Consider the following 17,578-nt stretch of genomic DNA (forward strand, 5'->3'; position numbering starts at 1 on the left):
TTCACGTGAAACGGACGCTCAGCGTGCTGCGATGACTACCCGATGCCGCGCCACCCCTCGGGATCCACTCCACCGGGGACAGAAGCGCCCTCGTCGTACGGCTGACGCGTGAAGACGAACGATCCGAGGTCCAGATGGTCCACGGACCCGTCAGGGCGCCGTACGGCCTTCAGGAGCTCTCCCGCGTAGTAGCCCTCCAGCCCGGTCCAGGTCCCGTCACCGTTCGCACGGAAACGCGAGCGGCGGCCGCCACCGGACAACGGCTCCAGCGACACGAGTCCGTCGGCCGTCAGCCGCAGCCCGAAGCCGTATGTCCCCCAATACCACTGCCCCGCCAACTCCAGTACGGACGGGTCGACTTCTTGCATCGGACGCCACGGCTCAGGGATGCGCGGCTCGGCCTCGGCCACAATGCGTACGAGGTCCGCGCCCACGGTGGACAGCATCGGACCGGAGGTGCAGTTGGCCAGCACCACCGCCGCGACATCGTCCGCCACGCTGATGGTGAGGTTCGCCAGGAAGCCGGGCAGCGAACCGGAGTGGCCCACGAGCAGCCGGCCGTCCCGCTGCTGGATCTGCAGCCCGAGCCCATAGGCGGAGCCGTCCCCAACGTCCGCCGTCTCGGCCGGCGCCGCGGGCGTCCGCATCTCTCGGACCGTCTGCGCGCTGAGCACCCGGTCGTCTCCCTGCGTCAGGAAGACGGCGAACCGGGCCAGGTCACCGGTGGTCGACCACAGTTGTCCGGCCGAAGCCATGAGGCCGAGGTCCTCGGAGGGCTCCGACAGCATGACATCGGCCCAGGGGTGCACCGCCCAGCCGCCCGCATGGGGTGCTCGCGGACGCACGCTCGTACGGTCGAGGCCCAGGGGTTCGAGCACTTCGCGCCGCAGGACCTCACCCCACGAAGCCCCGCGCAGCTTCTCGACCAGCGCACCGAGCAGCGTGTAGCCGGGGTTCGAGTAGTGGAAGCGGCGGCCGACCGGATGCAGGAAAGGCTGCTCACCCAGTACATCGGCGAGCTCGGGACGCAGGGACCCCGAGGTCCGCTCCCACCATGGCGCCGGTGACTCGGCCGCCAGGCCGCTCGTGTGCGCGAGCAGTTCGGCGACGGTGGCCTCCCCCGCGCCGGTGCCCGGGACATGCTTCTCCAACGGATCACCGAGATCGAGCACGCCCTCATCCCGCAGCCGCAGCACAAGAACGGCCGTGAACGTCTTGGTGATCGAGCCGATCCGGTACTGCACGTTTTCGTCCGGCCCGTGCCCGTCCACCGAGGTCCGCGCGCCATGCCACACGGCACGGCCGTCCCGTACGACCGCGGCGACCAAGGACGGTGAGCGCCCTTCGGCCTGGGCCACGGCGATCCGGTGCAGCAGCGCCCGGCGGGTGCTGGGAAGCAGCTCTTCCTGGGGTGTCGTCATGTACCCAGTCCACCCCGTGCAGCACGCGGGCGTCGAATTGATTTGCCCCAGGGCCGCGGCTCAGGTCTGCGCCATGTCCACGAAGCGCGAGTAGTGGCCCTGGAAGGCGACCGTGATCGTGGCCGTCGGGCCGTTTCGGTGCTTGGCCACGATCAGATCTGCCTCGCCTGCGCGCGGCGACTCCTTCTCGTAGGCATCCTCACGGTGCAGCAGGATGACCATGTCGGCGTCCTGTTCGATGGAACCGGACTCACGCAGGTCGGAGACCATCGGCTTCTTGTCCGTACGCTGCTCCGGACCACGGTTGAGCTGGGAGAGCGCGATGACCGGGACCTCCAGCTCCTTCGCCAGAAGCTTGAGGTTACGGGACATGTCCGAGACCTCCTGCTGGCGGTTCTCGGCACGCTTGGAGCCGCCGGACTGCATCAGCTGGAGATAGTCGATGACGACCAGCCTGATGTCGTTGCGCTGTTTGAGGCGGCGGCACTTGGCGCGGATCTCCATCATCGACAGGTTCGGGGAGTCGTCGATGAAGAGCGGGGCGGCCGAGACGTCCGGCATACGGCGGGCCAGGCGGGTCCAGTCCTCGTCGGTCATCGTGCCGGACCGCATGTGGTGCAGGGCGACCCGGGCCTCGGCGGACAGCAGGCGCATCGCGATCTCGTTGCGGCCCATTTCGAGGGAGAAGATGACGCTGGGCAGGTTGTTCTTGATGGACGCCGCCCGGGCGAAGTCCAGTGCCAGCGTCGACTTGCCCATTGCGGGACGCGCGGCGATGACGATCATCTGCCCCGGGTGCAGGCCGTTGGTGAGCGAGTCGAAGTCGGTGAAACCCGTGGGCACACCGGTCATCTCCCCGCTGCGGGAGCCGATCGCCTCGATCTCGTCGAGCGCGCCCTCCATGATGTCGCCGAGGGGCAGATAGTCCTCGCTGGTGCGCTGCTCGGTGACCGCGTAGATCTCGGCCTGGGCCCTGTTGACGATCTCATCGACGTCGTCGTCCGCCGCGTAGCCCATCTGAGTGATGCGGGTGCCGGCCTCGACCAGGCGGCGCAGGACCGCACGCTCGTGGACGATCTCCGCGTAGTACTCGGCGTTCGCCGCCGTGGGCACCGTCTGCACAAGGGTGTGCAGATACGACGCACCGCCGACCTTGTTGATCTCGCCGCGCTTGGTCAGCTCGGCGGCGATCGTGATGGGGTCGGCGGGCTCACCCTTGGCGTAGACGTCGAGGATCGCCTGGTAGATCGTCTCGTGGGCAGGCTTGTAGAAGTCGTGGCCCTTGAGGACCTCGACGACATCGGCGATGGCGTCCTTGGACAGGAGCATGCCGCCGAGCACGGACTGCTCGGCATCGAGGTCCTGCGGGGGCACGCGCTCGAAGGAAGAACCGCCGCCGTCCCAGGAGCCGTTCTCCCGGCCGCGCTCGTGCTGTTCGTCACGGCCTCGGCCGCCGTCGCTGCGTCGACGGGAGGCGGGCAGACGATCACTGGGACCGCTGTCGGCCCAGGGATCGTCCAAGGGCTCGGAAATGCTCACCGAGCCACCTCCTCCCGTCCGACCTGGCGGACCTCGCCGTGCCCCTCTTTTCTACGGCACGCCACTGACAAATGAGAGGCCCAACTCCGGTTCTGGCACGTCTGTTTTGTGACGTTTTCCAAGCCGGTCGGACAGAGCGGGCGGTGCACCACGGTAGGCCCCCGGGCACCGTCAGCCAATCTGGTTATCCACAGGCCATGTGGACGACGGCCCCGATGCTGTGGAGAACTCGGCAAAACCTGTGCACGGCACGGTGGACAGGCCTGTGAACAAGCCCTCGCCTCCTTGACGCAACGCTCCATGACCTGCAGGTTTCCCATCCACCGGCTGTGCAGAAGAAAAACTTCCCCACGCGGATCAAGATCTCTTCGAACAACGCAGGGCGACACGCAGCCCGAGACAGGAAGTAAGGGGTGCAGGTAATTTGTATCTCTTACCTGTGGACGATTAGATTGATGCTCATGACACAGGCTCCCGCGACCCCCAGGGCCGGCCGTCGACAGCACGACCGTGAGATCGTCGCCCTGGCCGTGCCGGCCTTCGGTGCACTCGTCGCCGAGCCGCTCTTCGTCCTGGTCGACAGCGCGATTGTGGGTCATCTCGGCACGGCTCAACTCGCGGGGCTCGGCGTCGCCTCGGCCCTCCTCACCACAGCCGTCAGCGTCTTCGTCTTCCTCGCCTACGCCACCACGGCGGCCGTCGCCCGCCGAGTCGGCGCCGGCGATCTCGGGGCCGCCATCCGCCAGGGCATGGACGGCATCTGGCTGGCGTTGCTGCTGGGCGCCGCCGTCATCGTCGTCGTCCTGCCCACCGCACCCGCGCTCGTGGAGCTTTTCGGCGCTTCGGAAACGGCAGCCCCGTACGCGACCACCTATCTGCGGATCTCGGCGATCGGCATACCGGCCATGCTCGTCGTACTCGCCGCGACCGGCGTTCTGCGCGGGCTTCAGAACACGAAGACCCCCCTCTATGTCGCCGTTGGTGGCTTCGTCGCCAACGGTGCTCTCAACGCGGGCCTCGTCTACGGCGTCGGCCTGGGCATCGCCGGCTCGGCCTGGGGCACCGTCCTCGCCCAGTGCGGCATGGCCGCCGTGTATCTCACGGTGGTCGTTCACGGAGCCCGCAGGCACGGTGCCTCGCTGCGCCCCGACATGGCCGGGATCAGGGCCTCCGCCCAGGCCGGTGTGCCGCTTCTGGTGCGCACCCTGTCGCTGCGGGCGATCCTTATGATCGCCACGGCCGTGGCGGCCCGCCTCGGCGACGCCGACATCGCGGCCCACCAGATCATTCTGTCGCTGTGGAGCCTGCTCGCCTTCGCCCTCGACGCCATCGCCATCGCCGGGCAGGCCATTATCGGGCGCTATCTCGGTGCCGACGACCCCCAGGGCGCCCGTGACGCCTGCCGGCGCATGGTGGAGTGGGGCATCGCAGCCGGTGTCGCTCTCGCTTTCCTCGTGGTGATCAGCAGGCCGCTCTTCCTGCCGCTGTTCACCAGTGACGGTGTCGTCAAGGACACGGCACTGCCCGCCCTGCTCATGGTGGCGCTTGCCCAGCCGATCTGCGGAGTGGTCTTCGTGCTGGACGGTGTGCTGATGGGAGCGGGCGACGGACCGTACCTCGCCTGGGCGATGGTGCTCACCCTGGCGGTCTTCGCTCCCGTCGCCTTGCTCGTCCCCGCACTCGGCGGCGGCCTCACGGCGCTCTGGGGGGCAATGACGCTGATGATGACGGTCCGCATGCTGACGCTCTGGCTGCGCGCCCGCTCGGGCCGGTGGATAGTCACCGGTGCGACACGCTGACCGTTTCACGTGGAACCGTCGTTTCACGTGAAACACAGGAGAACACGTGAAACACAGGAGAAGGGGCCGCACCCCAGCGGGTGCGGCCCCTTCTCTCAGCTGTTCAAGCCGAGCGCAGCGATCAGGCCGCGACGACCTCGATGTTGACCTTGGCGGCAACCTCGGGGTGCAGACGCACGGACGTCTCGTGGGCGCCCAGGGTCTTGATCGGAGCGGCCAGCTCGATGCGGCGCTTGTCGACCTCGGGGCCACCGGAAGCCTTGATCGCGGACGCGATGTCGGCCGGGGTGACGGAACCGAAGAGACGACCGGCGTCGCCCGAACGAACAGCCAGACGGACCTTGACGCCCTCGAGCTGGGCCTTTACAGCGTTGGCCTGCTCGATGGTCTGGATCTCGTGGATCTTGCGAGCACGACGGATCTGCTCGACATCCTTCTCGCCGCCCTTGGTCCAGCGGATCGCGAACTTCCGCGGGATCAGGTAGTTGCGAGCGTAGCCGTCCTTGACGTCGACGACGTCGCCGGCGGCACCGAGGCCGGAGACCTCGTGGGTGAGGATGATCTTCATGAGTCGGTCACCCTTCCCTTAGCGCGCGGTGGACGTGTAGGGCAGCAGCGCCATCTCACGGCTGTTCTTGACGGCCGTGGCGACGTCACGCTGGTGCTGCGTGCAGTTGCCGGTCACGCGACGGGCACGGATCTTGCCGCGGTCGGAAATGAACTTCCGCAGCATGTTCGTGTCCTTGTAGTCCACGTACGTGACCTTGTCCTTGCAGAAAGCGCAGACCTTCTTCTTCGGCTTGCGCACAGGCGGCTTCGCCATGGTGTTTCTCCTGTGTGATCAAGAAGTATGGGTACGAACCCGCCCTAGAAGGGGGGCTCGTCCGAGTAGCCGCCGCCACCGCCGCTGCCGCTGCCGCTGCCGGAGTTTCCACCCCAGCCGCCACCGCCGCCCTGGCCGCCACCGGCGGGAGCGCCGGTCGCCCACGGGTCGTCGGCGGGAGCACCGCCGCCCTGCTGGCCGCCACCGGGGCCACCGCCCCAGCCGCCGCCGCCCTGGCCGCCACCGCCGCCGTACCCACCCTGGCCACCGCGGCCGGTGGTCTTGGTGACCTTGGCCGTGGCGTTGCGCAGGCTGGCGCCGACTTCCTCGACGTCCAGCTCGTAGACCGTGCGCTTGACGCCCTCACGGTCCTCGTAGGACCGCTGCTTCAGCCGGCCCTGCACGATGACGCGCATGCCTCGCTGGAGCGACTCGGCGACGTTCTCAGCCGCCTGACGCCAGACCGAGCAGGTCAGGAACAGGCTCTCGCCGTCCTTCCACTCGTTCGTCTGACGGTCGAAGGTGCGGGGGGTGGACGCGACGCGGAACTTCGCGACCGCCGCACCGGAGGGGGTGAAGCGCAGCTCGGGGTCGTCGACAAGATTGCCGACGACCGTGATGACGGTCTCGCCTGCCATGGGGGAACCTCTCGGCGGGTTTGCTGCTGGCTGCTTGTTGCTGCTACTCGAATCCCGGGATCAGCTGAGCGGGAGAGCTCAGTGGGTCTCGGGGCGGAGGACCTTGGTCCGGAGGACCGACTCGTTCAGGTTCATCTGGCGGTCGAGCTCCTTGACGACCGCAGGCTCGGCCTGCAGGTCGATGACCGAGTAGATGCCCTCGGGCTTCTTCTTGATCTCGTACGCGAGACGACGACGGCCCCAGGTGTCGACCTTCTCCACCTTTCCGTTGCCCTCACGGACGACGGAGAGGAAGTTCTCGATCAGCGGGGAGACAGCGCGCTCCTCGAGATCGGGGTCGAGGATGACCATCACCTCGTAGTGACGCATGTGGAACCCACCTCCTTTGGACTCAGCGGCCACGGTCGTTCCGTGGCAGGAGGGTTGTGATGCGTACGCAACGGTATCGGCCGCCACTGACAATCGGGGGCTCCTCGCGGGATCCCCTGCCGTGACGTGGGCAGACACCGGTGCAGACGGTACAGAGTACCCGCACACCCGCTTCCGGTTGAAATCAGGCCTCGGGGGCCGTCAATCTGTACGCATCGGGTGTGTATGGCGCTACGATGCGCCGACTTCCGCAGGAGGTGCCCTATGGCACAGGCAATGCGACCCAACACGGCCGGAGGCCTTTTCGCCACGGACGGCCGTCCCCACCCCCTCCAGGACGCCCTGCTCGCGGTGACCCTGGTGCTCGGAGTGACGGCCTTCATCACGGCGATGTTCGACAGCCTGCACCTGGTCAGCTCGTGGACCGGCCTGGTGGGGGTCTTCACCGGCGCATACGGCCAGTGGATCTCGGTGACGACCCGCGAGCGCTTCGGGCTCATCCTGGGTCTCGGCGCCTCCGCGTTCGGCTTCTTCCTCGGTATGTCGAACGGCGGCCTCTTCGGCGGACTCATCGGCTGACGCCTCGGACACACTCCCAGAACACCGCACAAGGCACCACAGAAGCGCCCCGGCGGCCAACAGGCCGGGGCGAAGCTGCCGTACGCCCATTCGGGGCGCTCGCAAGGCGCAGTAGGCTTCGGCGCGAGAGCCGGAGCCCCTGAACCCATGGGGACACACCAGCCCGAGGAGCGCCCCGAATGAGCCTGACCCTGAGGACCATCAGTCGCGAGCAGCATCTGGCGTACATCCAGAGCCTGCCTGCGGCGAGTCACATGCAGGTTCCGGCCTGGGCCGATGTCAAGGCGGAGTGGCGCTCCGAGAGCCTCGGCTGGTTCGACGGCCGCACCGGCGAGATGGTCGGCGCGGGGCTGGTCCTCTACCGGCAGCTGCCCAAGATCAAGCGCTACCTCGCTTATCTCCCCGAGGGCCCGGTCATCAACTGGTTCGCGCCAAATCTGAACGACTGGCTGGAACCGATGCTCGCCCACCTCAAGCAGCAAGGCGCCTTCTCGGTGAAGATGGGCCCGCCGGTGATCATCCGGCGCTGGGAGGCCGGCTCCATCAAGCAGGGCATCCAGAACCCGGACGTGAAGCGTCTGCGGGACATCGAGGCCGACTTCATCGAGCCGCGCGCCTTCGAGGTCGCCGACAAGCTGCGCCGGATGGGTTGGCAGCAGGGCGAGGACGGCGGCGCCGGCTTCGGCGACGTACAGCCCCGCTATGTCTTCCAGGTGCCGCTGGCCAACCGGTCCCTGGAAGAGGTCCACAAGAACTTCAACCAGCTGTGGCGCCGCAACATCAAGAAGGCCGAGAAGGCCGGTGTCGAGGTCGTCCAGGGCGGTTACCAGGACCTCGAGGAATGGCAGCGGCTGTACGAGATCACGGCGGTGCGCGACCACTTCCGGCCCCGTCCGCTGTCGTACTTCCAGCGCATGTGGACGGCCCTCAACACCGAGGACCCCAACCGGATGCGGCTGTACTTCGCCCGGCACAACGGCGTGAACCTTTCGGCGGCAACGATGCTGGTCGTGGGCGGGCACGTCTGGTACTCCTACGGTGCCTCCGACAACATCGGCCGTGAGGTCCGGCCCTCGAACGCGATGCAGTGGCGGATGCTGCGCGACGCCTACGCGCTCGGCGCGACGGTCTACGACCTGCGCGGCATCTCCGACTCGCTGGACGAGACGGACCACCTCTTCGGTCTGATCCAGTTCAAGGTGGGCACGGGCGGCCAGGCTGCCGAGTACCTCGGCGAGTGGGACTTCCCGCTCAACAAGCTGCTCCACAAGGCGCTCGACATCTACATGTCGCGCCGCTGATCCCGCATTCTTTGCTTCGATACCTTCGACAACGTCGACAGCTCCCATACCTCTGATACACCGCAGCCACGAGAAAGGTTCCAGGTCCGGCCATGGCGCTCACGCTCTACGTCGACACCGCGCGCTGGCGGGCGCATCACAAGCACGTGCAGGAGCAGTTCCCGGGGCTCGTCCCGGTCTGCAAGGGCAACGGCTACGGCTTCGGGCACGAGCGGCTGGCGGAGGAAGCCACACGGCTGGGCTCCGACATCCTCGCCGTCGGCACGACCTACGAGGCCGCGCGCATCAAGGACTGGTTCGGCGGCGACCTGCTGGTGCTGACGCCGTACCGGCGGGGCGAGGAGCCCGTACCGCTGCCGGACCGGGTGATCCGGTCGGTGTCGTCGGTGGACGGCGTGTACGGCCTCGTGGGCGCCCGCGTGGTCATCGAAGTGATGTCGTCGATGAAGCGGCACGGCATCAGCGAGCAGGAACTTCCGCAGCTGCACGCCGCCATAGAGAACGTCCGCCTCGAAGGCTTCGCGATCCACCTTCCGCTGGACCGTACCGACGGCTCGGACGCCGTCGAGGAGGTCATCGGCTGGATGGACCGGCTGCGCGCTGCCCGACTGCCGCTGCACACGATGTTCGTCAGCCATCTCAAGGCGGAGGATCTCGCGCGGCTGCAGCAGCAGTTCCCGCAGACCCGCTTCCGCGCTCGCATCGGCACGCGGCTGTGGCTGGGCGACCACGAGGCCACCGAGTACCGCGGGGCGGTTCTGGACGTCACGCGCGTCGCCAAGGGCGACCGTTTCGGCTACCGGCAGCAGAAGGCGGCCTCCGACGGCTTCCTGGTGGTCGTGGCGGGCGGTACGTCGCACGGGGTGGGTCTGGAGGCCCCCAAGGCGCTGCACGGCGTCATGCCGCGCGCCAAGGGCGTCGCCCGCGCCGGTCTCGCGACGGTGAACCGGAACCTTTCCCCGTTCGTCTGGGGCGGCAAGCAGCGCTGGTTCGCCGAACCCCCGCACATGCAGGTCTCGATCCTGTTCGTGCCGACGGACGCCCCGGAGCCGAAGGTCGGCGAGGAACTGGTGGCCCATCTGCGGCACACCACCACGCAGTTCGACCGGCTCGTCGACCGCTGAACAGTCTGAACACAGCCGAAAGGCCGTACACGGACCCTCCCGTGTACGGCCTTTGGCGTTTCTCCCGCCTGCGTTGTTCGCTCACAGCGAACGGGCGCGGACCGGATGAGCAGACCGGGTGAACCCCGGCCGTCTGTCAGCCCGGACCGGCGCCGGCCTCCCGGCTGCCCCACTCCACCTGCGGCCCCCCGAAGTGGGCAGCGTGCCGCGGCGGATGGGCGGCGGGACCGAGGACGAAGACGTCCTCGGCGCCGTCGAGCACTCCGCCCGAGGGGTCGTCGTCACCGGCCCGGCGCACCACGTCCCGCTCCGGCATGAGGATGTCGCGCACGACGACCGCGCACAGGTACAGCGTCCCGAGCAGATGCACGGCGATGGCCCAGTGGTAGCCGTCCTGGGGCAGGCCTTTGTGGGCGTCTCCGCTCGTCGTGTACGCCAGATACATCCAGATCCCGAGGAAGTACGCCACCTCGCACGCCTGCCAGATCAGGAAGTCCCGCCACTTGGGCCGGGCCAGCGCGGCCAGGGGGACCAGCCACAGGACATACTGCGGTGAGTAGACCTTGTTGGTGAGGATGAACGCCGCGACGATCAGAAAGGCGAGCTGAGCGAACCGGGGCCGGCGCGGCGCGGTCAGTGTGAGCACGGCGATGCCCAGGCAGCACAGGAGGACGAGCAGCGTGGCGTAGAAGTTGACCGTGTCGGTGCTGAGCGGGTTCTTCGAGTTCTGGGCCATGATCAGCCAGAAGGACCCGAAGTCGACGCCCCTCTCCTGGCTGAAGGTGTAGAACTTCGACCAGCCGTCGAAGGCGAAGAGCATCACCGGCAGGTTCACCACCAGCCAGGCGACGACCGCAGCGCCCAGGGCCTTTCCGAAGTCCCGCCACTTCCAGGCCCGCCAGCACAGCACGAACAGCGGGCCGAGCAGGAAGACCGGATAGAGCTTGGCAGCCGTGGCGAGCCCCAGCAGGACACCGAAGGCGAGGGAGCGGCCCCGCGACCACATCAGCATCGCGGCCGCCGTCAGGGCGACGGCCAGCAGGTCCCAGTTGATGGTCGCGGTCAGCGCGAAGGCGGGCGCCACGGCGACCAGCAGTCCGTCCCAGGGCCGCCGGGCGTGTGTGCGGGTCACGCATACGGCGATGACGGCCGCGCACACCATCAGCATCCCGGCATTGACCATCCAGTACCACTGCTCCTGGTCCTGGATGCTGCCGCTGCCCGGCGTGAGCCAGGAGGCCACTGCCATGAACACACCGGTCAGCACCGGGTATTCGAGGTACTGCATGTCACCGGGCAGCTCGTCGAAGTAGGGAACGCGTCCGTCGGCGAAGCCGCGGCCCTGGTAGAGGTGCGGGATGTCCGAGTAGCAGGCGTGCGTGTACTGCGAGCTGGCGCCGAAGAACCAGTCACCGTTGTAGCAGGGCGCCTTCTGGACCAGGCCGAGGGCGAACACACCGATCGCCACGAGCGCGACCACCCGCACGGGAGTCCACCAGGACGTCCCGAGCAGGACATGCCGTCCGATGGGGCCACCGATCAGCTCGCTGCCGTGCGCGGCGACCTCGTCCTCTCTGGTCGGCCGCACCGGGTCCGTCTCGTGCACGCTCGCTTGCGTCGATTCAGCACTGGGCATGTCGCACATCCTGCCGTACGTTCCTGGGAATACGCCGAGGGCCGCCGCACCTGGTGGATGCGACGGCCCCTGTTTCACGTGAAACACCTCGACGGGTGCAATACGACGACTAGCCGGTCGAGCCTCCGAAGAGGCCTCCGTTGCCGTTGCCTCTGCTGCTGCCACTGCCCGACGTGTCCGTCACCGAGGGCGTGGGCGAAGAGGTCACGCCTCCGTCGGTCCCTCCGGAGGAGTCGTCGTCGCACTGCCAGCTGAACCTGCAGGACTCGCTCGCCGAGGGCGACGGCGAGGGCAGCGTCACGCTCGGGGTCGGGGTCGGGCTCGGGCTGGCCTCCTCGGTCTCGCTGACCGTGGGAGTGGGGGTCGGCGTCGGAACGTCGTTGACGATCTCGCCGATGGGCTCCGGGACCGGGAACGGTTCCGCGGGCTCCCCCTTCAGCGCCTGCTCCATGTAGTCGTGCCAGATCTGGGCCGGGAACGAGGCACCGTGGATCTTCTTCTGGCCACCCGTTCCGAACATCTTGAGGAACGTGCGGTTCTTCTTGGTCTCGTCGTCGTCGTACCGGAACATGCTGATCGAGGTGGACAGCTGCGGCGTGTAGCCGACGAACCAGGCGGACTTGTTGCCGTCGGTGGTACCGGTCTTTCCGGCCACGTCGCGGCCGGTCAGCTGGGCATTGGTACCGGTGCCCCTGTCGACCACGGTCTTGAGCACGTCGGTGACGTTGTCGGCGACCGGGGACTCGAAGGCCTGCTTGGTCTGCGTCTTGTGGCTGTAGACCGTGCCGTCCTTGTTCGTGACCTTCGCGACGGAGAACGGGTCGCGCTGCTCACCGCTGGACGCGAAGGTGGCGTAGGCGCCCGCCATGCGGATCGCGCTGGGAGCGGAGATACCGATGGAGAAGGACGGGAAGCTGGTGCCGGTGAGGCTGTCCTCCTTGATGCCCGCGTCGACGGCGGACTCCTTTACCTTGTCCAGACCGACGTCCATGCCGAGCTGCACATAGGCGGAGTTCACCGACTCCCTCATTGCCTCACGGAGGTCGATCCGGTAGTTCGGCGGACCGCCGTACGACTCATTGCCGTCGTTTGTCTGGAGCCACTCCTCGTCCTTCTCGTTCCTCCAGACGTCGCCCCTGTAGTCCTTGATCTTGAGTTTGTTCTGACCGCTGTACAGGCTCTTCGGAGAGACGACGGTCCGCTCGTCCTGCGCCTGTGAGTCGGGCCCCTCAGGATTCCGTACGCCCCACTTCATCGCCGCCGCGAGGACGAACGGCTTCATGGTCGAACCGATCTGGACACCGGTGTAGTCGGCGTTGTTGGTGAAGTGCTTGGTCGCGTCCTCACCCCCGTAGACGGCCCTGATGGCACCGGTCGCCGGATCCACCGAAGCTCCGCCGAACTGAACGTGAGTGTCCGTGTCCGGGCGCTTCTTGGGATCGATGTTCGCCTTCCGGACCTTCTTGACCGCGTCCTCGAGCTCGTTGACCTTCTTCTTGTCGAAGGTCGTGTAGATCGAGTACCCGCCCTGCTGCAGGGCTTCGGCCGTGATGTCGGTGTTGTTGACCAGGTACCCCTTGGCGAGGTCGACGAGGTAACCGATCTGCCCGCTCAGCGCGGTGTTCGAGCGCGGGTTCTTGACGTCGGGGAGTTCCGTGTACTTGGCCCGCACCGTGGGGCTCAGATGCCCGTACTCGACCATCTTGTCGAGCGTGTCCTGCATCTGGATCAGGGCTCGCTTGCGGTTCTTGGAGGGAGTGGCCTCCACCGCGTCGACGTTCGTCGCACCCGCCGGGTCGTAGTACGTGGCGCCCTTGAGCATGGCCGACAGGAAGGCACACTCACCGGGGTTCAGCTTGGCGGCGTCCTTGTTGAAGTAGGCACGCGAGGCCGCCTGGAGCCCGTAGGCGTTGCGGCCGTAGTAGGCGGAGTTCAGGTAGCCCGCCATGATCTCGTCCTTCGGGACCGTGGTGTTCACCTTTATGGAGATGAAGATCTCCTTGAACTTCCGCGTGACGGTCTGAGACTGGTCGTCCAGCCGCGCGTTCTTGACGTACTGCTGGGTGATGGTGGAGCCGCCCTGCGTGTCACCGCCCGTGGCCATGTTGAACACGGCGCGGGCGATGCCCTTGGGGTCGATGCCCCGGTCGGTCTCGAAGGTCTTGTTCTCCTGCGAGATGACGGCGTACCGCATCGCCTCGGGGATGGAGGCGTAGTTGATGATCTGGCGGTTCGCCTCACCACCCGTGGCCACCATCTCGGTGCCGTCGGACCAGTAGTAGACGTTGTTCTGCGCCTCGGCGGTGTCCGCGATGTTGGGCACGCTGACCATCGCGTACCCGACGCCCGCGACCGCGACCAGGCTTCCGATGAAGCCGAGGAACAGGCCCGTCACGAGCTTCCACGACGGCACCCAGCGCTGCAGACCCTGCTTGCCCGCGCGGGGGTAGTCGATGAACCGCTTCTTGGCGGGCGGCGCGTAGCGCCCTCTGCCTCTCCCGGGACCGTTCGGACCTCCTGGGCCCCGGCGGCCGGTGGGCTCGGCCGCTCTGCGGCGGCCGCCGCCGCTTCTCTGCGCTGCCCGCCGCGCCTCGGCGCGACCGCCGTAGGTGGGCTCCTCACCTCCCGAGCCGTAGAAACCCGACCCGTAGGAGTCGGAGGGAGACCCGGTGGCGCCTCGCGGTGCCGCACGGCGGCCGGAGGGAGGTCCGGACTGACCGCGTCGGGCCGCGGCATGTCCGCCTCCCTGCGGCTGCTGCGGTTTGCGACGGTGCTCGCTCATCGAACGACTACTCCTCGGGCAGGCGCACCCTTGCGCGCCTGGAAACGGCGGCTGGTTTCCGGTCCCCCCGAAGTACGGATGTGGTCGGTTCTGCATTCACCCGTACTGCACCGAGGACGAGGACGTCCCCAAGCGTCACTCGGTTCCCGGTGCTGTGCATGGCGCACAGACTACGCACCGTCAAAGCTCGCCTAGCCCCGAAGTCAGCCATAAATGGGACAAATCGCTGGCCAATGATTCGGGGATGTGACCCCGTTCACCGTCATCGCTCTTGCCGCTTCCGCAAGGCCGTTCTATCGTCGTGATGTATCGAGTCGATACATCAGCTCGGCATAAAGTCCGTCATGGCACATCCGCGGCAGAGAGGAGGCGACGATGAGCCGGCGTTCCGGCATCCTCGAGTTCGCCGTACTCGGCCTGCTTCGCGAGTCCCCGATGCACGGCTACGAGCTGCGCAAACGACTCAATACGTCACTGGGCGTGTTCCGGGCGTTCAGCTACGGGACGCTCTATCCCTGCCTCAAGACGCTGGTCGCCAACGGCTGGTTGATCGAGGAGTCGGGGAACACCTCCGAGGACGCCCTCGCCGCACCACTCGCGGGACGTCGCGCCAAAATCGTCTACCGGTTGACGGCGGAAGGGAAGGAGCACTTCGAGGAGCTCCTCTCGCAGACGGGCCCCGACGCGTACGAGGACGAACACTTCGCCGCTCGTTTCGCTTTCTTCGGGCAGACGTCGCGCGACGTACGCATGCGGGTGCTGGAGGGCCGGCGCAGCCGGCTGGAGGAGCGCCTCGAGAAGATGAGCGCCTCCCTGGCGCGCACCCGGGAGCGCCTCGACGACTACACGCTTGAGCTCCAGCGCCACGGGATGGAGTCCGTGGAGCGCGAAGTGCGCTGGCTGAACGAGCTCATCGAGAGCGAGCGGGCCGGGCGGGACCTGAAGGGTTCCGCCACCGGGGGGTCCGCTCAGCAGGACACAACATCTGGAGCGTCGGGCGGCCTGCCCCGGCCGGGGGACCCCCGGCCGGATACGCCCGACGACACCGCCACGTGAGTCCTACTCAGGGACTCACTCGTACACACAGGGAGCAACCGGAATGGGTTCGGTTCGCGTAGCCATCGTCGGCGTGGGCAACTGCGCCGCGTCGCTGGTTCAGGGAGTCGAGTACTACAAGGACGCCGACCCGGCGTCCAAGGTCCCCGGCCTGATGCACGTCCAGTTCGGCGACTACCACGTCCGTGACGTCGAGTTCGTCGCCGCCTTCGACGTCGACGCGAAGAAGGTCGGCCTCGACCTCGCGGACGCCATCGGCGCCTCCGAGAACAACACCATCAAGATCTGCGACGTGCCGAACACCGGCGTGACGGTCCAGCGCGGCCACACCCTCGACGGCCTGGGCAAGTACTACCGCGAGACGATCGAGGAGTCCGCCGAGGCCCCGGTCGACATCGTCCAGATCCTCAAGGACAAGCAGGTCGACGTCCTCGTCTGCTACCTGCCCGTCGGCTCCGAGGACGCGGCGAAGTACTACGCCCAGTGCGCCATCGACGCCAAGGTCGCCTTCGTCAACGCCCTTCCGGTCTTCATCGCCGGCACCAAGGAGTGGGCCGACAAGTTCACCGAGGCGGGCGTCCCGATCGTCGGTGACGACATCAAGTCCCAGGTCGGCGCCACCATCACGCACCGCGTCATGGCGAAGCTGTTCGAGGACCGCGGTGTCATCCTGGACCGCACGATGCAGCTGAACGTCGGCGGCAACATGGACTTCAAGAACATGCTCGAGCGTGAGCGCCTCGAGTCCAAGAAGATCTCCAAGACGCAGGCCGTCACCTCCCAGATCCCCGACCGGGAGCTCGGCGAGAAGAACGTCCACATCGGCCCGTCCGACTACGTGGCCTGGCTCGACGACCGCAAGTGGGCGTACGTCCGCCTCGAGGGCCGCGCCTTCGGTGACGTCCCGCTGAACCTGGAGTACAAGCTCGAGGTCTGGGACTCCCCGAACTCCGCGGGTGTCATCATCGACGCCCTGCGCGCCGCGAAGATCGCCAAGGACCGCGGCATCGGCGGCCCGATCCTGTCGGCGTCGAGCTACTTCATGAAGTCCCCGCCGGTCCAGTACTTCGACGACGAGGCCCGGGAGAACGTCGAGAAGTTCATCAGGGGCGATGTCGAGCGCTGAGGCGCCTGCGCGATAAAGCTGGTCTCCCTGTGGGCTGTTGAGGGTCCCCGAGGCATTACGCCCGGGGACCCTCCGCGTATGTGAGGCTGTGCCCCATGTCCGTCGTGCGTGATCTGCGCGTCCTGCTCCGCTTCCGGAACTTCCGACGCCTGCTCGCCGTTCGCCTGCTGTCCCAGGGCGCCGACGGCGTCTACCAGGTCGCGCTCGCCGCCTACGTCGTCTTCTCACCGGAGAAGGAGACCTCGGCCGCCGCGATCGCCTCCGCCATGGCGGTCCTGCTGCTCCCGTACTCCCTGGTGGGCCCCTTCGCCGGTGTCCTGCTGGACCGCTGGCGGCGCCGCCAGGTCTTCGTGTACGGCAATCTGCTGCGCGCCCTGCTGGCGTCGGCGACGGCCATCCTGATGATCACAAACGTCCCGGACTGGATCTTCTACGTCTCGGCCCTGTGCGTCACCGCCGTCAACCGCTTCGTCCTGGCGGGCCTGTCCGCAGCACTGCCCCGTGTGGTGGACGACGAGCGGCTCGTGATCGCCAACTCCCTTTCGCCGACCGCCGGCACGCTCGCGGCAACCGCGGGCGGCGGTCTCGCCTTCGCCGTACGGCTGCTGGTCGCGGACTCCGACGCCGCCGTGGTGCTGGTGGGCGCCGGGCTGTATCTGTGTGCGGCGCTCGCCGCTCTGCGCATGGCACCGGATCTGCTGGGGCCCGCGTCCGAGTTGGTCCAGCCACGGCTCGGGACGGCACTCGTCGGCACCGCCCGCGACCTGGCGGCGGGTGTACGGCACCTCGCCGCGCCGTCCCGCAGGGAAGCCGCCTGGGCGCTCGTGGCGATGACCCTGATGCGGTTCTGCTACGGCGCCCTGACAGTGATGGTGCTGATGCTCTGCCGGTATGCCCTGTCCTCGACCACGGACGACGGACTGCGGCTGCTGGGGCTGGCGTTGGGTGTCTCCGGCGCCGGTTTCTTCGCGGCGGCAGTGGTGACGCCATGGGCGGTCGGCCGGCTGGGACCCGGCCGCTGGATCGTCGTGTGCGCCGGGGCGGCCGCGGTCCTGGAACCGGCTCTGGGCCTTCCGTTCGCCACCGGACCCATGCTGGTCGCGGCCTTCGTCCTCGGTCTGACCACACAGGGCGCGAAGATCTCGACGGACACCCTGGTGCAGTCCTCGGTCGCCGACGGCTTCCGTGGGCGGATCTTCTCCGTGTACGACGTGCTGTTCAACGCCGCCTTTGTCGGCGCGGCCGCGGTGGCCGCCCTGATGCTGCCTCCGGACGGCCGCTCGGTGGCGCTGGTGGTCACGATCGCCGTTATCTACGGAACAGTTGCTGGCGCTATGGCCCGGTTTGAACACCAGTAAGTGTCACATCAATGACACAGAGGCACT

At 67.5% G+C, this 17,578-nt stretch carries 15 protein-coding genes; 7 read left to right on the plus strand and 8 right to left on the minus strand.

The window, feature by feature from the left end:
• Positions 1-35: 35 nt before the first annotated feature.
• Together F7R91_RS06070 and dnaB are read right to left on the minus strand one after the other, a co-directional pair.
• On the minus strand, positions 36-1,421 hold the full coding sequence (locus tag F7R91_RS06070) for a serine hydrolase domain-containing protein (RefSeq protein WP_150945258.1): 1,386 nt from the start codon (positions 1,419-1,421) through the stop codon (positions 36-38).
• Between the two features lie 60 nt (positions 1,422-1,481).
• Positions 1,482-2,960: a replicative DNA helicase gene (gene dnaB, locus F7R91_RS06075; protein ID WP_150945260.1), complete on the minus strand. Its 1,479-nt coding sequence runs from the start codon at positions 2,958-2,960 to the stop codon at positions 1,482-1,484.
• 461 nt (positions 2,961-3,421) lie between these two features.
• Here dnaB and F7R91_RS06080 point away from each other — a divergent pair, with 461 nt between their 5' ends.
• On the plus strand, positions 3,422-4,759 hold the full coding sequence (locus F7R91_RS06080; RefSeq protein WP_150945262.1) for an MATE family efflux transporter: 1,338 nt from the start codon (positions 3,422-3,424) through the stop codon (positions 4,757-4,759).
• Between the two features lie 121 nt (positions 4,760-4,880).
• Here the strand turns inward: F7R91_RS06080 and rplI are convergent, their stop codons facing one another.
• From rplI to rpsF, 4 genes are all read right to left on the minus strand, one after another.
• Complete coding sequence (gene rplI, locus F7R91_RS06085) at positions 4,881-5,327, minus strand: 50S ribosomal protein L9 (RefSeq protein ID WP_150945263.1); 447 nt, start codon at positions 5,325-5,327, stop codon at positions 4,881-4,883.
• A gap of 18 nt (positions 5,328-5,345) precedes the next feature.
• Positions 5,346-5,582, minus strand: a complete 237-nt coding sequence (gene rpsR / locus F7R91_RS06090; RefSeq protein WP_003949403.1) for a 30S ribosomal protein S18 — start codon at positions 5,580-5,582, stop codon at positions 5,346-5,348.
• A gap of 44 nt (positions 5,583-5,626) precedes the next feature.
• Positions 5,627-6,220, minus strand: a complete 594-nt coding sequence (locus tag F7R91_RS06095) for a single-stranded DNA-binding protein (protein ID WP_150945265.1) — start codon at positions 6,218-6,220, stop codon at positions 5,627-5,629.
• A 78-nt stretch (positions 6,221-6,298) separates the two neighbouring features.
• Positions 6,299-6,589 carry a 30S ribosomal protein S6 gene (rpsF, locus tag F7R91_RS06100; RefSeq protein ID WP_004950685.1) on the minus strand — a complete coding sequence of 97 codons (291 nt, stop codon included), beginning with the start codon at positions 6,587-6,589 and terminating at the stop codon, positions 6,299-6,301.
• Positions 6,590-6,853: 264 nt separating this feature from the next.
• Between rpsF and F7R91_RS06105 the strand changes: the two genes are divergently transcribed.
• The 3 genes from F7R91_RS06105 (at position 6,854) to F7R91_RS06115 (ending at position 9,593) form a co-directional block, all read left to right on the plus strand.
• Complete coding sequence (locus F7R91_RS06105; RefSeq protein ID WP_150945267.1) at positions 6,854-7,168, plus strand: hypothetical protein; 315 nt, start codon at positions 6,854-6,856, stop codon at positions 7,166-7,168.
• Between the two features lie 179 nt (positions 7,169-7,347).
• Positions 7,348-8,469, plus strand: coding sequence for a peptidoglycan bridge formation glycyltransferase FemX (gene femX, locus F7R91_RS06110; protein ID WP_150945269.1), 1,122 nt, complete (start codon positions 7,348-7,350; stop codon positions 8,467-8,469).
• A 92-nt stretch (positions 8,470-8,561) separates the two neighbouring features.
• Positions 8,562-9,593: an alanine racemase gene (locus F7R91_RS06115; RefSeq protein WP_150945270.1), complete on the plus strand. Its 1,032-nt coding sequence runs from the start codon at positions 8,562-8,564 to the stop codon at positions 9,591-9,593.
• A 136-nt stretch (positions 9,594-9,729) separates the two neighbouring features.
• Here the strand turns inward: F7R91_RS06115 and F7R91_RS06120 are convergent, their stop codons facing one another.
• Complete coding sequence (locus F7R91_RS06120; RefSeq protein WP_150945271.1) at positions 9,730-11,229, minus strand: glycosyltransferase family 87 protein; 1,500 nt, start codon at positions 11,227-11,229, stop codon at positions 9,730-9,732.
• A 109-nt stretch (positions 11,230-11,338) separates the two neighbouring features.
• The gene (locus F7R91_RS06125; RefSeq protein WP_150945273.1) at positions 11,339-14,011 is read right to left on the minus strand and encodes a transglycosylase domain-containing protein; all 2,673 of its coding nucleotides are present in this window, start codon (positions 14,009-14,011) and stop codon (positions 11,339-11,341) included.
• Positions 14,012-14,386: 375 nt separating this feature from the next.
• Here F7R91_RS06125 and F7R91_RS06130 point away from each other — a divergent pair, with 375 nt between their 5' ends.
• The 3 genes from F7R91_RS06130 to F7R91_RS06140 all read left to right on the plus strand — a co-directional run bounded on the left by F7R91_RS06130 (position 14,387) and on the right by F7R91_RS06140 (position 17,551).
• Positions 14,387-15,067, plus strand: coding sequence for a PadR family transcriptional regulator (locus tag F7R91_RS06130; protein WP_150945276.1), 681 nt, complete (start codon positions 14,387-14,389; stop codon positions 15,065-15,067).
• 43 nt (positions 15,068-15,110) lie between these two features.
• On the plus strand, positions 15,111-16,193 hold the full coding sequence (locus F7R91_RS06135; protein ID WP_150945278.1) for an inositol-3-phosphate synthase: 1,083 nt from the start codon (positions 15,111-15,113) through the stop codon (positions 16,191-16,193).
• A gap of 95 nt (positions 16,194-16,288) precedes the next feature.
• Positions 16,289-17,551, plus strand: a complete 1,263-nt coding sequence (locus tag F7R91_RS06140) for an MFS transporter (RefSeq protein WP_150945280.1) — start codon at positions 16,289-16,291, stop codon at positions 17,549-17,551.
• The last annotated feature ends 27 nt before the right edge of the window (positions 17,552-17,578 follow it).

Source organism: Streptomyces luteolifulvus (assembly GCF_008806595.1).
GTDB classification, from domain to species: domain Bacteria; phylum Actinomycetota; class Actinomycetes; order Streptomycetales; family Streptomycetaceae; genus Streptomyces; species Streptomyces luteolifulvus.

Coding starts and splice junctions, on each gene's coding strand:
- F7R91_RS06070 (WP_150945258.1), bottom strand. CDS start 1,421: ATGACGACACCCCAGGAAGAGCTGCTTCCCAGCACCCGCCGGGCGCTG.
- F7R91_RS06080 (WP_150945262.1), top strand. CDS start 3,422: ATGACACAGGCTCCCGCGACCCCCAGGGCCGGCCGTCGACAGCACGAC.
- rplI (WP_150945263.1), bottom strand. CDS start 5,327: ATGAAGATCATCCTCACCCACGAGGTCTCCGGCCTCGGTGCCGCCGGC.
- rpsR (WP_003949403.1), bottom strand. CDS start 5,582: ATGGCGAAGCCGCCTGTGCGCAAGCCGAAGAAGAAGGTCTGCGCTTTC.
- F7R91_RS06095 (WP_150945265.1), bottom strand. CDS start 6,220: ATGGCAGGCGAGACCGTCATCACGGTCGTCGGCAATCTTGTCGACGAC.
- rpsF (WP_004950685.1), bottom strand. CDS start 6,589: ATGCGTCACTACGAGGTGATGGTCATCCTCGACCCCGATCTCGAGGAG.
- F7R91_RS06105 (WP_150945267.1), top strand. CDS start 6,854: ATGGCACAGGCAATGCGACCCAACACGGCCGGAGGCCTTTTCGCCACG.
- femX (WP_150945269.1), top strand. CDS start 7,348: ATGAGCCTGACCCTGAGGACCATCAGTCGCGAGCAGCATCTGGCGTAC.
- F7R91_RS06115 (WP_150945270.1), top strand. CDS start 8,562: ATGGCGCTCACGCTCTACGTCGACACCGCGCGCTGGCGGGCGCATCAC.
- F7R91_RS06120 (WP_150945271.1), bottom strand. CDS start 11,229: ATGCCCAGTGCTGAATCGACGCAAGCGAGCGTGCACGAGACGGACCCG.
- F7R91_RS06125 (WP_150945273.1), bottom strand. CDS start 14,011: ATGAGCGAGCACCGTCGCAAACCGCAGCAGCCGCAGGGAGGCGGACAT.
- F7R91_RS06130 (WP_150945276.1), top strand. CDS start 14,387: ATGAGCCGGCGTTCCGGCATCCTCGAGTTCGCCGTACTCGGCCTGCTT.
- F7R91_RS06135 (WP_150945278.1), top strand. CDS start 15,111: ATGGGTTCGGTTCGCGTAGCCATCGTCGGCGTGGGCAACTGCGCCGCG.
- F7R91_RS06140 (WP_150945280.1), top strand. CDS start 16,289: ATGTCCGTCGTGCGTGATCTGCGCGTCCTGCTCCGCTTCCGGAACTTC.